We start from the raw sequence: 13,343 nt of genomic DNA on the forward strand, positions 1-13,343 counted from the left end.
GCGCTTCGGTCCGTGCCGCGGAAGCTCTCACGCCTCCTGCTCCCGCCCGGCCGTCGCCGGCATCGCGGCCCCGGCCGGCGCGGCACGCGGCGGCTCGACCGTGGCCGCCGGCGCCGGCGCCGCCACCGGCCGCTTGCCGCGCAGCGCGAACGCCGCCGCGGTACACCCGAGCATCGCGATCCCGGCAAGCAGGAACGTGTCGCTGTAGGCCATCAGCAGCGCCTCGCGCATCACGCGCTGGTTGATCAGCGCGAGCGCCGTCTGGTGGGGGCCGCCGAACGCGCTGCCCGGCAGCGCGTCGGCGAGCGGCGCGTGCAGCCGCGAGAGCAGCCGCGTGAGCACCGCCATGCGCTGCTGGAACGCCTCCGAGAACGGCGTGACGGCCTCGCCGATGCGCATCGCGTGCAGCTTCTGGCGCTCCACCACGATCTGGCTCGCCACCGCGATGCCGATCGCGCCGCCGACGTTGCGGACCATGTTGAACACGCCCGAGGCCGAGCCGAGCTGCGCCTTCTCGATGCCGTCCACCGCCATCACCGACAGCGCGATCACCACCAGCGACTGGCCGATGCCGCGCACGATCAGCGACGGCACGATCACGTTCCAGGCCGCGTCGGCGTCGAGATGGATGTTCATCAGGCAGCCGGCCGCCACCAGCAGGAAGCCGAGCACGATGGTGGTGCGCGCCCCGACGCGCCGCATCATCGGCGGCGTCAGGAACGACATCACGAACTGCACGAGCCCGTACGGAATCATCGACAGGCCGATCTGCCGCGCACTGTAGCCGTGCAGCTCGGCGAAATAGTTCGGCACCAGGAACACCACGCCGAACACCACCGCGCCGAACAGGAAATACATCAGGCTGGCGATGCCGAAGTTGTAGCGGCCGAGCAGCCCGAGGTTGATGAACGGGTCGGCGCGGCGCAGCTCGATCACGACGAACCCGACCAGCCCGATCGCGGCCACCAGCGACAGCTGCACGATCATGTCGGAGGCGAACCAGTCCTTGCGCCCGCCCTCCTCGAGCACGATCTGCAGCGCGCTCAGGCCGATCGCCATGGTGGCGATGCCGGCCCAGTCGGCCTGCTTCAGCTTCTCCAGCTGCATCGGCACCGGCCTGATGGCCCAGCTGATCGCGCCGATCAGCGCGAGCGCGGGCGGGATCTGCAGGTAGAAGATCCAGTTCCACGAATACATGTCGGTCAGGTAGCCGCCCATCGACGGCCCGGCCGCCTGCGCGACGTTGTTGGCGACGGCGAACAGCGCCATGCCGAGCGGATGCCGCGACGGCGGCAGCTCGGTGACGATCAGCTGGAACGACAGCGGGATCAGCACGCCGCCGAACGCGCCCTGCAGCGCGCGCGAGGCGATCATGGTGGAGATGGTGGGCGCGAACGAACAGGTCAGCGAAAACAGCAGGAACCCGCTGGTGCCCACCAGCAGCACGCGGCGCGCCGAGAACACCTTGACCAGCCAGCCGGTGAGCGGGATCACCACGATCTCGGCCACCAGATAGGCGGTGGTGATCCACGAGCCCTCCTCGAAGCTCGCGCCGAGCGAGCCGCGAATGTCGGGCAGCGCCGCGTTCGTGACGTGGACGTTCATGCCGGCCATGAAGCAGCCGAACACGCCGCCGAGCACCGCCACCCAGGCGCGCAGCGAGACGGTTTCGTCGTGCGCGGCCGGCGCCGCGGCAGCCGTCACGAGCCGGCTCCCTGGCGCGGATGCGTGTCGACGCGCGCGATCACCGACATGCCGGGCCGCAGCACGACGTCGGCCGGCGTCGCGTCGAGCCGGATCTTCACCGGCAGGCGCTGCACGATCTTCGTGAAGTTGCCGGTCGCGTTGTCGGGCGGCAGCAGCGCGAACTCGGCGCCGGAGCCCGGCGACAGGCCGAGCACGCGGCCATGCAGCGTATGGCTCGAATAGGTGTCGACGTCGATCTCGACGGGCTGGCCGTCGCGCATCGCCCCGAGCTGGGTCTCCTTGAAGTTCGCCACCACGTAGACGTCGTCGAGCGGCACCACGGCCAGCAGCGGCAGCCCCGCCTCCACGTACTGGCCGGCGCGCACCGAGCGCTGCCCGACCGAGCCGTCGCGCGTGGCGCGGATCACCGTGTGCTCGAGATCGAGGCCGGCCAGCTCGAGCTTCGCGCGGGCGGCCTCGACGCGCGCGCGCGCCTGGCCGATCACCGCCGTGCTCTGCTCACGGCGCCGGCGCAGCACGGTCTCCTGGTCGGTCTGCGCCTGCAGCGCCGCGCCCGCGCGCGCCAGCTGCGCGCGCGCCGTCATCGCCTCGGCATGGGCCTGCTCCCAGCGCTGGTCGCTGGCGGCCGATTCGGCCAGCAGCGCCTTGTAGCGCGCGGCGTCGGTGTCGCGCCGGGTGGCCTCGACGCGCGCGGCGTCCACGTCGGCGCGCGCCTGCGCGATCACGCTGTGCTGCTGGCCGACCTGCGCGTCGAGCGTCGCGGCCGCGGCCTGCTCGGCCGCGAGCGTCGCCTCGGCGGCATCCACCGCGGCCTGCGCGTCGGCCACCTTCGCGCGGTAGTCGCGGTCGTCGAGCCGCACCAGCACGTCGCCGCGATGCACCGGCTGGTCGTCGTCCACCGCCACCCGCGTCACGTAACCCGACACGCGCGGGCTGACCGTCACGATGTCGGCACGCACGTAGGCGTCGTCGGTGCTCTGGATGAAGCGGCCCACCGTCCACCAGCGCCAGCCGAACAGGGCCAGCGCGACGACGCCGATCACGGCGCCGGCGACGATCCAGTGGCGCTTCGTGAGTCGGGCGGTTTTCTCGGGTACGGCGGTCGTGCTCATGATCGGAGTCGGGATGAAGGGGTTGGAGACGAAATGCCGGAATGCCGGCGCGGGATCCGGCTACTGCTGCCAGCCGCCGCCCAGCGCCTTGAAGACGGCCACCTGGTCCAGCGCCACCTGCTGGGTCGAGACGGCCAGCGCCGAATCGGCCGCCACCAGGCTGCGCTGCGCGTCGAGCACGCCGAGGAAATCGAGCGCGCCGGCCTTGTAGTTCGCCTCGGCGAGCCGGTAGGCGCGCGCGTGCTCGCCGCGCGCCGTCTCGATCGCGGTGTGCTGGCGCCAGGCGGCGCCGTACAGCGTCAGCGCCTGCTCGGTCTCCTTCAGCGCGCGCAGCACCTGCGCATCGAACGAGGCGCGCGCGGCCGCGTCGTCCGCATGCGCCTGGGCGAGCTGGGCGCGGTTGGCCGCGAGGTTCGGGAAATGCCAGGTGATGAGCGGGCCGACGCCCCACGCGATCGCGTACTTGTTGCCGAGCGTGGACGGGTCGCCCGTGGTCGAGAGCCAGTTCACCGAGCCGCCGAGCTGGATCGACGGATAGAGATCGGCGGTGGCCACGCCGATCCGCGCGTTGGCGGCGGCCAGCCGGCGCTCGCTCTCGCGCACGTCGGGGCGGCGCCGCAGCAGCGCGGCGCCGTCGCCGACCGGGAACGGCCGGGCCAGCACCGGGGTGGCGTGGCAGGCCGCGGCGGCGGCCGGGATCTGGTCGGGCGGGCGGCCGGTCAGCACCGCGAGTTCGTAGAGCGCGGCGCGGCGCGCGCCGGCCAGCGCCGGCAGCGCGGTGCGCGTGTCGTCGGCGAACGCGCGCGAGCGCGCCACCTCCAGGTCCGAGACGAGGCCGTGGGTGCGCTGCTTGCCGGTCAGCGCGGCCAGCCGGTCGGCGATGTCGATCGAGCGCTCGGCCACGTCGATCCGCTCGCCGTAGGCGCAGGCCCGCACGTAGGCGGCGGTGGTCTCGCTCGCCACCTCCACGCGCATCGCGTCGGAGGCGGCCTGCATCGCCTGGGCGTCGGCGCGCGCGGCATCGACGAGGTGGCGCACGCGCCCCCACAGGTCGACTTCCCACGAGAACGCGAACGACGGCGCGAAACCCCAGCGCGTCGGGGCGCGGGTGCCGTCGGCGGCGGCCTCGATCTGGTCGGCGTCGTGCTTGCCGTAGTCGACGCCGAAGCCGGCTTGCGTATCCGGCAGCCGCGCGGCGCCGGCCTCGTCGAGCACGGCGCGCGCGCGCTGGACGCGCGCCGCCGCCACCGCCAGGTCGCGGTTGCCGGCCAGCGCGTCGCTCACCAGCGCGTCGAGCGCGGAATCGTCGTAGAGCCGCCACCATTGGTCGGGAAGGTCGCCGCCGCTCGTCACGCGCGCCTCGCCGGCGGCATCGAACGGCGCGCCGCGGGCCGCGTCGGGCGCGGGCGGCCGGTACGGCTCGCCGACCGAGCAGCCGGCCAGCAGCGCCGCCGCGAACAGCAGGCCGGCCGCGCCGGCGACGGTGGCAGGCCGCGGCCGGCGCGGCACGGCGCGCGACAAGGCGGAAGCGAGGGACGAAACGGACGGGTCGCGCATCGGAGATCGGGAAAGAGGCTCGGGCAAGCGGCGGATCGAATCAAACGGTGGACTTATGGTAATTTCGGCACCAATGGTTGGTCTCGCGCGCATCGCGCATTCGTCGTCGAGAAAAGGACAATTGGACAACTTCTTCGCCGCCCTCGAACGCCTCGACCTGGACAAGCAGATCGCCGCGTTCGCGTCGGACTCGCCGGACGGCGTCGCCTACCCGCCGCACACGCACCGCCACAACCAGTTGATCCACGCGATCTCGGGCGTGACCATCGTGCATGCCGAAGCGGGCAGCTGGGTGGTGCCGACCGGCCGCGCGGTGTGGGTGCCGGGCGGCATCGAGCACGAGATCCGCACCGCCGGCGGGGTGCAGCTGCGCACCGTGTTCGTCGGCCCCGAGGTCCGGCCGGGCCTGCCGCGCGAATGCCGCGTGATCGGCGTCGGCACGCTGCTGCGCGAGTTGATCGTGACCGCCTGCGGGCTACCCGCCGACTACGACCTGACGCGCCGCAGCGGGCGCGTGCTCGCGCTGATCCTCGACGAGATCGAGATCGCGCCGCCGCTCTCGCTGCACGTGCCGATGCCGCACCAGCCGGTGCTCGCGCGGCTCTGCACGCGGCTGCTCAACGATCCGTCCTCGACCGTCGCGCTGCCGGACTGGGCCGCCGACGCGCGCATGAACGAGCGCACCTTCGCGCGCCTGTTCAAGCGCGAGACCGGCATGACGCACGGCGCCTGGTGCCGCCACGCGCGGCTGCTGCTGAGCCTGCCGCGGCTGGCCGCCGGCACCTCGATCCTCGAACTCGCGCTCGAGCACGGCTACGACAGCCCGAGCGCGTTCTCGGCGATGTTCCGCCGCGCGCTGGGCGTGCCGCCGAGCGAGTATTTCGAGCGGCGCTGAGCGCGCCGGGCCGCCGGGCCGCCATCTGTCCGTTCCGCGACGATCGCGCGGCGCGGCGCGCGCGAAACACACGAAGCCGACCGAAAGCACGCAGCCCGCCCGGCGCGCCGGGCGCCACCATCACTGCGGCTTGAACAGCGCGCGCAGATTGGTCATCGCCATCTCGAGGAACCCCGTGACGAACGCGTTGAACTCGGGCTGGCGCGCCGCGCCGCCATGCGACGGCTCGCCGGCGATGTCCCAGGTCACGGTGCAGGCCCGCTCGCCGCGCGGCTCGACCCGCATCAGCGCCCACAGGTTGCCGATGTCGAACGAGGTGTGAATCAGGCTCCAGGTCATGACCATGGCCGCGTCGTCGTGGCTGTTGAGCTGCTCGACCACGAAGTTGCCGTCGACGAAGCGCTTGACGCGCAGCGCGCGCACGCCCTCGCCGATCATGTCGGTATGGTCGAGCCCGGTGATGAAGCGGGCGAAGCCGGCGAAGTCGCCGACCACGCGCCAGGCGTCGCGCGCGGGAACCTCGAGATCGGCGGTGCCCGACAGGATCGGCGTGTCGGGTGCGTAGACCAGGGTGGACGGTCGAACGTCCGGTGCAGTACGTTGCAGCATGATGCCTCCTTGAATGATGCGAACCATGAAAAACTCGGGGGGAATGGCGGACCGCCTACCAGGCGGGTTCGGGGTCGCGCCGCGCGGCGTCCTCGTGCGACGCGGCGGGCTCGGGCGGCGGCGGCAGGAACCCGCATTCGACGAGATAGCCGAAATGCGCGGCCAGCAGCCGTTCGTCCTTGTCCGGGTAGCTCACGCCGAGCCGGCGCAGCACGGCCCCGGTGCGCGCGTGGTCGATCACCGACATGTCGCCGATGTCGTCCTGCCGGTCGTCGAGATAGAACGCCACCACGTCGAACAGCGCGTTCGTTTCGTCGATCGACAGCAGCCGCTCGCGCCAGCTGTCCTGCGACTCGAATTCGAGCCGGTAGCCGCGCCCGGCCAGCGCGCGCAGGTAGCCGGCCCAGTCGAGCGGCGCCGGGTTGTGCAGATGGAACACGCGCTCGCTGCGCTCGGCGTCGAGCGTGCAGGCCACGATCGCGCGCGCGAGACAATCCACCGGGCTCAGGTCGAACTGGCCGCCCTCGCTCGCGAGCGGCGCATAACCGAGCTGGATCGAGCCCTTGAGCAGCAGCAGGATCCGGTTGCGGCCCGGCTGGCACAGGCCGCTTTGCGCATGGCCGGTGATGTTGCCGGGCCGCAGGATGGTGGTGTCGATGCCGCGCGCGGCGGCCTCGGCCACCAGATGCTCGGACACCCACTTCGTCAGGTTGTAGCCGTTGTTGACATAGGCGGGGCCGGTATCCGACGGGTTCGCCTCGGGCAGCCGGCCGGCCGCGTCGATCGCGCTCGCGGCCGACAGCGTCGAGACGAAATGCAGCGACTTGCGACGCCCGAGGCAGCTAAGGCGCAGCAGTTCGAGCGTCGAGCCGACGTTCTCCGCGTGCAGGAACGGATAGTCGTAGACGTGGTTGACGTGCGCGCCGTTGTGATAGATCACGCCGACCTCGGCCGCGAGCTGGCGCCACGGCTCGTCGGCCAGGCCCAGGCGCGGCGCGCCGAGTTCGCCGCGCAGCACGCGCACGCGCGGATGCCCGCACAGGTGGCCGAGCCCGTTGACGAGCGCGGCCTCGTCGAGCCGGCGGCGCGCCGTGGCATCGTCCTCGCCGCGCACGATGCAGTAGACGGTCTGGCTGGTGCGGCTGACGAGTTCGCTCAGCAGGAAGGTACCGAGAAAGCCGTTCGCGCCCGTCAGCAGCAGCGCGCCCGGCCCCTCGCCCGCTGCCTGGTCGGCGGCGGGACGCACGTCGTCGGGTAGACGACGATCCTCGTGTACGCGCGGCGGGACGTTGGCGCCGCGCTGAAGCGTGTCGTCGGTCAACAGCGCGGCCAGCGCCGCCACCGTCGGCCGTTCCATGAAGCGGGCGAGCGCGGCGTTGCCGCCCAGCTCGCGCTTGACGGCCAGCATCAGGCGCGACACCAGCAGCGAATGGCCGCCCAGCTCGAAGAACGAATCGTCGCGGCCGATCTCGCCGGGCGCGAGTTCGAGCAGCGCCGCCCACATCGCGGCGAGCCGGATCTCGAGCGGGCCGCGCGGCGGCTCGTGCGCGTCGGCGCCGGCACGCGAGAGCGGCAGCCGCGCCAGCGCCGCGCGGTCGATCTTGCCGTTGGCGGTGGCCGGGAACACGTCGAGCGCCGTCACGTCGTAAGGCACCATGTAATCGGGCAGCGCGGCCGCGAGCGCGTCGCGCAGCGCCTCGGGCGTGGCGTTCGCGTCGACCGGCCTGGCCGCGAACAGCCGGATCCGCTTGCGCTCGTCGGCCACCACGGCGCACTGGCGATAAAGGCCCACCGCCAGCGCCGCGTTCTCGATCTCGCCCGGCTCGACGCGAAAGCCGCGAATCTTCAGCTGCGTGTCGCGCCGGCCCACGTAGCGCAGCGTGCCGTCGGGCTCCCAGCAGGCGATGTCGCCGGTCCGGTACATCGTGGCCGCCGGCGTCTCGCCGAAGGGGTCGGCCACGAAGCGCTCGGCGCTGAGCGCCGGCTGCCCGAGATAGCCGAGCCCGACGCCGGCGCCGGCGATGCAGAGCTCGCCTTCCTCGCCGGTGCGGGCCGGGCGGTCGCCGGCCGCCAGCACGTAGCAGCGCGCGTTCGTGATCGGCAGGCCGATGCGGCGGTTGCTGTCGCCGGCGCGCAGCTCGCCGGTGGTCGCCAGCACCGTGCATTCGGTCGGGCCGTAGATGTTGTGCAGCCGCCGGCCGGCGCTCCAGCGCGCGATCGTGTCCGGATCGCAGACGTCGCCGCCCGTCACCAGATGCGCGAGCGAGGGCCATTCGCAGGACGGCAGCGCGGCCAGCAGCGCCGGCGGCAGGAACGCGTGGGTGATGCGCGTCTCGGCGACGAGCGCCGCGAGCGCGTCGAGCTCGCGGCGCTGCGATTCGGCCGGCACCACCAGCAGCGCGCCGGCCAGCCAGGTCGGGAACATGTCGAGCAGCGACGCGTCGAACGCCACCGTCGAGAACTGCAGCACGCGCGACGCCGCGTCGAGCGAGACGTAGTCGCGATACCAGTGGCAGAAATGCACGATGTTCCGATGCGAGAGCATCACGCCCTTCGGCACGCCGGTCGAGCCCGAGGTGTAGATCGCGACCGCGCAGCGCGCGGCGCGCCCGGCGTCGGCCTCGATCGGCCAGCGTGCGTCGTGGTTGCCTTCGTCGCCGTCGCCGTCGGCCTCGCTGTCGGCCTCGCTACCGGCGTCGTAGTGGATCAGCTCGATCCCGGCGCCGTCGAGCAGCGCGGGATCGAAGCCGGCATCGACGACGATCGCGTCCGCGCCCGATTCGCGCAGGATCGTGCGGGTGCGCTCGGCCGGAAACGCCGGGTCGAGCGGCACGCAGGTGGCCCCGCTGCCGAGCACGCCGACGAGCGCCGGATACAGCGCCACGCCCTTGTCGAGCCGCACCGCGACGACGCGCGGCGGCTCGCGGCGCGCCGCGAGCCGCGTGGCGAGGCGCATGGCACGCGCCACCAGCGCGCGATAGGTCAGCACGCCGTCGGGCGCGACCAGCGCGATCGTCCCAGGCCGCGTCGCGGCCGCGCGCGAGACCAGTTCGGGCAGCGACGGCTCGCCGGGCCGGTTCGCCGTGTTCAGGTTCGACGCGTGCCAGCCGGCCAGCCGGTCCAGATCGAGCGCCAGCGCCAGGTCGCCGGACGGCAGCGCGCGCGGTGCCTCGGCCGGCTCGCAAAGGTCACGCGCGATCCGGCTCGTCACTTCGTGCAACAGCTCGACCACGGCGGCCGCCAGCGTGTCGGCCAGGTCGGCGCCGTTGCGCGCCGCCTCGAGCAGCAGCGTGTCCTCGGCCAGCACGCGCGCGTCGCCGGGCGCGACCTCGGTCAGCCAGGCGATGCGTGCGCGCCGCGGCGGGAACGCGTCGCCCGTGATCTCGCAGCGCAGCGGCCGCGCGTTCGCGCAGGCGAGCGCCGGGTCCGGCTCGCCGCAGGCGATCCACCATTCGGCCGCGTCGAGCAGCGGGCCGGGCGCCGGCACCGGCAGCAGCAGCGCGCCGGCCGCCTCGCGCAACGGGCCGTCGCGGCCGTCCGCGATGCCGACCTGATGGCCGGTTTCCTCGAGTTCAGCGGCGAGCCGGGCCGCCAGGCGGGTCTGCCCGCCGATCGCTATGTTGATCGCTTTCATCGCCGCCGCTCACAGGTAATCGGACAACGCCGCGCGGGTCGGCGCGTGATCCAGCAGCCCGCTCATCTCGAAGAACTGCCGGATGTTGACGATCATCGGATGCTGGCTCGTGATCGGATACGCGCCGACCATGTCGGCCGCGATCCGTGCTCGGGTTCCGGCGGGCAGATCGAGCGACTCGATCAGCCGGCGGTCGAACTGCAGTTGCAGGTCGGCGCTCAGGTACTCCTGCAGGAAGCACGGCAGCCCCTCGCCGAGCGCGAGCCGCGTGCTTTCGTCGATCTGCGACCAGTAGAGTTTGACGAGACTGATCCAGAAGCTCGAATGGCGCCCCTCGTCGGCCAGATGGTCGGACATCACGCCCTTCACCGAGCGCTTGAGCGTGGCGTCGCGCGCGAACGCGGCGACCTCGGCCGTGACGGTATTCTCGGAGATCGCCACGCAGAGCAGGTCCATGCCGTCGCGATGGGCCGGCCCGACGCGCTCGATCGCGCGCGGGATCGCGCGTGACAGCTCGATCTCCTGGTTCGGCGGCAGCGGCGCGATGCCGGTGCTCTCCTCCACCTGCCGCAGGTAGTCCATCGCCACGTAGGCGTGGTAATCCTCGTCGATCACCACCGTCATCGCGTCCTGGCGGCAGGCGAACGGGAACGGATGCGCGAAGCGTCCGCGCGCGATGCGCAGCGCCGTCGCGTTGACGATCTCCGTCTCGAAGATGATCACGTCCTGGATGTACTTGTAGAAGCTCTGCAGCAGCACGTAGTCGCGCACCGCGTCGCCCGCGTCGACGATCGCGGGATGCGCGCAGAGCGGCTGGCGATCGATCGGGTAATAGTGCAGCGCGTCGTCCTCCACGACGCGGCGCGGGCGCGAGCGCACCGTCGCGCGCGCCTCCCAGCGATCGGCGTGGCTGACGTAGGGCGTGGCGGCGGTCATCGCGCGTCCTCCCGGTGGCCGTAATAGTGGATCTCCAGCAGCAGGCAGCCCGCGTCGCTGCACAGCGGGCCGTGCGGCGTGCCGGCCGGGCGCACGAAATAGCTGCCCGGCTGGTAGGTCTCGAAACGCACCTGGGACCCCACGTCGTAGCGGCTCTGGTCGCCGGTGATCAGGTAGACCTCCTCGTGGTAGTCATGCACGAACGGCACCAGCGTGCCGCGGCCCGGCGCGAAGCGCACGATGCGCGTGCGCATGCCGCGCTTCGCGTGCTCGTCGAGCGTATCGACCAGCACCACCTGGTCGATGCCCTCGTCGAAATGCGGCGGGTGCTCCCAGTCGAGCGCGCCGAAGTCGACGATCTTCTCGATCAGCGCGGGCTTCATGCCGTCACCAGCTTGCGCGTCTCGCCGAGGTGCGCGAGCAGGCCGTCCCACAGCCGCAGGCGTTCCTCGATCGCGTCCAGGCCGGCCTGCAGCGCCTCCTCGAACTTCGCCGGATCGCCGCCCGCGGCTTCGCGGATCATGGCGCGCGCGGCCGGGCCGTGCTCGCCCGAATCGACCTCGATATGGCGATCGAGGTAGTAGGCCAGCAGCGGGATCGATTCGCGGTCGATCTTCCATTCGTCGAGCAGCGTGCGGAACATGTCCGGGATCACGTTCTCGCGGCCGTAGAAGAAGTTGCCGAGCACCTGATGCGTCTCGCCGGCCGTGCAGGCGTTGAGCGTGGCTTCGACGAAGCGCGCCACCGGCGCCGGCGCATCCACCGTCTTCAGCGCCGCCGACACCGAGAAGCCCGAGCGCACCAGCGCGATCATCTCCTCGATGCGCGCCGTCGAGGCGCCGACCTCGCGCATCGAGTGCAGATACAGGTCGTAGTGGCTCATGTGGCCTTTCGGCGTTTCATCGGATTCCTCACCAAGCACGATCTCGTTGATCAGGCGCGCGGCGTTCGGATTCGCGGGCGCGACCCACGGCAGCGTGACGGTGGTCAGGTCGAGCTGCAGCCGCTTGACGAGCGACATGAAATCCCACACCGCGAACACGTGCCATTCCATGAAGACACGCAGCTCGTCGATGGTCCGGATCGATCCGAATACCGGGTGATGCGCGAGGCGCTCGTGCTGCTCGCTGATTTTCCGTTCCAATGCTTCGACTTGATTCACGGCACTCTCCTCTCGGTGTCCAATCAGGCAAAAACCAGATGTTCCGAACAACGTCGCCGACCACTGTTTCGCGGCTTCGCCATCGGGCGTTCAACAATAACGAGCGTTGATACTAAATAACCGCACAAAACCGCGCCTATCCGGATCGGACATCCTCATATTCTTTCCGGACCAGATTTTCACGGACCGCCCGCAGAGCCCCACCGGACTTGAAGTTCAGCCAATTCACGCCAAATCGCCGGGATTTGACACGAATGCCTCCGGCTGAATAGCATAGATGTCGACGTCCGAAAAAATGAAACTGACGATTCGACTTTTCAATCAATTAAAACCGGGCCAAAAATCACGATAAATATTTGAATGAATTCGGCGGGCGTGGCGGCCCCCGGCGATATCGGACCACCGCGGCTTGTCGTGCGGGTGAGGAAGAAACGGGAAAACCGGCGTGCAGCACCGGTTCCAGGCACGCGTCACGGCGCTGCCGCGCAAGCGCGCGGCGGCGCGGCGGCCGGCGCAACGGAAACGCACGACGGCAACATGGCGCCGGCGCGGCGGCCGCGTCGACGAGGTGCTTCGTGGTACGAACGGAATGGCCGGCGCGCACGCAACGGTCGCGCTGGTCGCGCTGGTCGCGTCAGGGTGGCGCGATGCGCGAGCGCGCGGGGATCGGCGAACGCGTTTGCAGGCGCAACGGCAGGCGCGAACGCCGGGGCGTCCTCGACGCTCAGCGCGCGGCGTCCTCCGGGGTCGCGAAGTACTGGCTCGGCGCCACGCCGAACGCGCGCTTGAACGTCGCCGCGTAGGTGGTCGGGCTGCGATAGCCGACCTGATGCGCGACCTGCGTGACCGGCATGCCGTCGGCCAGCAGCGCGAGCGACATCGACAGCCGCAGTTGCTGGCGCCACGCGGCGACGCTCATGCCGGTCGCCTGGCGAAACAGCCGGGCCAGATGGCGCGCGCTTAGCGCGACGTCGCTGGCCAGCGTATCGAGCGGCAGATCGCAATACGGCTCGCGCTGCAGCCGCTCGCACAACTTCAGCAGGCGGCGGTCGCGCGGCATCGGCAGCGACAGCGGGAGCTGCGCCTGCTGCTGCAGTTCGTCGATGCAAAGGCGCGCCACCGGATCGTGGGCGCGCTCGCAGTCGAGCGGCGCATCGACCCGGCTCGCCAGTTCGCGCAGCAGCGGCGAGACGGCCATCGCGCTCAGCTGCGCGGGCAGCCGCGCGCCGAGCGTGGCACCCACGTAGAGCGCGCAGATCCGCACGTCTCCCAGCGCGCGGATCGCATGCACGGTGCGCGGCGGAATCCAGATCGCGCGCAGCGGCGGCACGATCCAGCACCGCCCGTCGATGTCGATCACCAGCACGCCGCGCGTCGTGAACAGCAGTTGCCCGTACGCGTGCGCGTGCGGCGCGTACTCGATCGCAACCGGCAGCCCCGCACCGGCGCCAGGCGCGCGCGGCGTCGCGATCGCACGAATGCCGCCCGCCGGAAACGCGTGCATCGCGTTGGGGTGGAGCGTGCTGCGCGATCGAATGGGCAAGTCGGAAACGCTCGTCATGATCGGATCTACCGGAGGTGAAATCAGAAAGCACGGCAACGGCTGAAGCCGTCTGGCACACGGCTCGCCGAGGACAGAACGCGAGCCGCCGCCATTAAACATGTATTTGCAACTGCTTTAAAACTGCCCTTTTGAACAGGATGAGCGGATCGCCATGCACGATGCCCGCC

10 protein-coding genes are annotated in these 13,343 nt (G+C 71.2%); 1 reads left to right on the top strand and 9 read right to left on the bottom strand.

Annotated elements, in window-relative coordinates; translation table 11 throughout:
- Positions 1 to 27: 27 nt before the first annotated feature.
- From bpln_RS26255 to bpln_RS26265, 3 genes are read right to left on the bottom strand one after another with little or no spacing between them, the layout of a single operon-like run.
- On the bottom strand, positions 28 to 1,704 hold the full coding sequence (locus bpln_RS26255; RefSeq protein WP_082465444.1) for a DHA2 family efflux MFS transporter permease subunit: 1,677 nt from the start codon (positions 1,702 to 1,704) through the stop codon (positions 28 to 30).
- Positions 1,701 to 2,819, bottom strand: coding sequence for an HlyD family secretion protein (locus bpln_RS26260; protein WP_042628101.1), 1,119 nt, complete (start codon positions 2,817 to 2,819; stop codon positions 1,701 to 1,703). Before bpln_RS26260 ends, bpln_RS26255 begins: the two co-directional genes overlap by 4 nt.
- Before the next feature lie 60 nt (positions 2,820 to 2,879).
- Positions 2,880 to 4,376, bottom strand: a complete 1,497-nt coding sequence (locus bpln_RS26265; protein ID WP_055140460.1) for an efflux transporter outer membrane subunit — start codon at positions 4,374 to 4,376, stop codon at positions 2,880 to 2,882.
- Positions 4,377 to 4,497: 121 nt separating this feature from the next.
- Between bpln_RS26265 and bpln_RS26270 the strand changes: the two genes are divergently transcribed.
- Positions 4,498 to 5,271, top strand: a complete 774-nt coding sequence (locus bpln_RS26270) for an AraC family transcriptional regulator (protein WP_042628103.1) — start codon at positions 4,498 to 4,500, stop codon at positions 5,269 to 5,271.
- Between the two features lie 120 nt (positions 5,272 to 5,391).
- Here bpln_RS26270 and bpln_RS26275 read toward each other — a convergent pair whose 3' ends face one another.
- The 6 genes from bpln_RS26275 to bpln_RS26300 form a co-directional block, all read right to left on the bottom strand.
- On the bottom strand, positions 5,392 to 5,880 hold the full coding sequence (locus bpln_RS26275) for an SRPBCC family protein (RefSeq protein WP_042628104.1): 489 nt from the start codon (positions 5,878 to 5,880) through the stop codon (positions 5,392 to 5,394).
- A 55-nt stretch (positions 5,881 to 5,935) separates the two neighbouring features.
- A complete protein-coding gene (locus bpln_RS26280) occupies positions 5,936 to 9,514 on the bottom strand; it encodes an amino acid adenylation domain-containing protein (RefSeq protein ID WP_055140461.1) in 3,579 nt (1,192 codons plus the stop codon).
- A gap of 9 nt (positions 9,515 to 9,523) precedes the next feature.
- Positions 9,524 to 10,450: a diiron oxygenase gene (locus bpln_RS26285; protein WP_042628106.1), complete on the bottom strand. Its 927-nt coding sequence runs from the start codon at positions 10,448 to 10,450 to the stop codon at positions 9,524 to 9,526.
- The gene (locus bpln_RS26290; protein WP_042628107.1) at positions 10,447 to 10,833 is read right to left on the bottom strand and encodes a cupin domain-containing protein; all 387 of its coding nucleotides are present in this window, start codon (positions 10,831 to 10,833) and stop codon (positions 10,447 to 10,449) included. The genes bpln_RS26285 and bpln_RS26290 overlap by 4 nt, the downstream gene beginning before the upstream one ends.
- Positions 10,830 to 11,612, bottom strand: a complete 783-nt coding sequence (locus tag bpln_RS26295; protein WP_055140462.1) for a DUF3050 domain-containing protein — start codon at positions 11,610 to 11,612, stop codon at positions 10,830 to 10,832. The genes bpln_RS26290 and bpln_RS26295 overlap by 4 nt, the downstream gene beginning before the upstream one ends.
- Before the next feature lie 724 nt (positions 11,613 to 12,336).
- The gene (locus bpln_RS26300; RefSeq protein WP_244131943.1) at positions 12,337 to 13,155 is read right to left on the bottom strand and encodes an AraC family transcriptional regulator; all 819 of its coding nucleotides are present in this window, start codon (positions 13,153 to 13,155) and stop codon (positions 12,337 to 12,339) included.
- Between the last annotated feature and the right edge of the window lie 188 nt (positions 13,156 to 13,343).

Origin of the sequence: Burkholderia plantarii, from assembly GCF_001411805.1 — a bacterium.
Taxonomy (GTDB): Bacteria; Pseudomonadota; Gammaproteobacteria; order Burkholderiales; family Burkholderiaceae; genus Burkholderia; species Burkholderia plantarii.

Coding starts and splice junctions, on each gene's coding strand:
- bpln_RS26290 (WP_042628107.1), bottom strand. CDS start 10,833: ATGAAGCCCGCGCTGATCGAGAAGATCGTCGACTTCGGCGCGCTCGAC.
- bpln_RS26260 (WP_042628101.1), bottom strand. CDS start 2,819: ATGAGCACGACCGCCGTACCCGAGAAAACCGCCCGACTCACGAAGCGC.
- bpln_RS26265 (WP_055140460.1), bottom strand. CDS start 4,376: ATGCGCGACCCGTCCGTTTCGTCCCTCGCTTCCGCCTTGTCGCGCGCC.
- bpln_RS26285 (WP_042628106.1), bottom strand. CDS start 10,450: ATGACCGCCGCCACGCCCTACGTCAGCCACGCCGATCGCTGGGAGGCG.
- bpln_RS26275 (WP_042628104.1), bottom strand. CDS start 5,880: ATGCTGCAACGTACTGCACCGGACGTTCGACCGTCCACCCTGGTCTAC.
- bpln_RS26280 (WP_055140461.1), bottom strand. CDS start 9,514: ATGAAAGCGATCAACATAGCGATCGGCGGGCAGACCCGCCTGGCGGCC.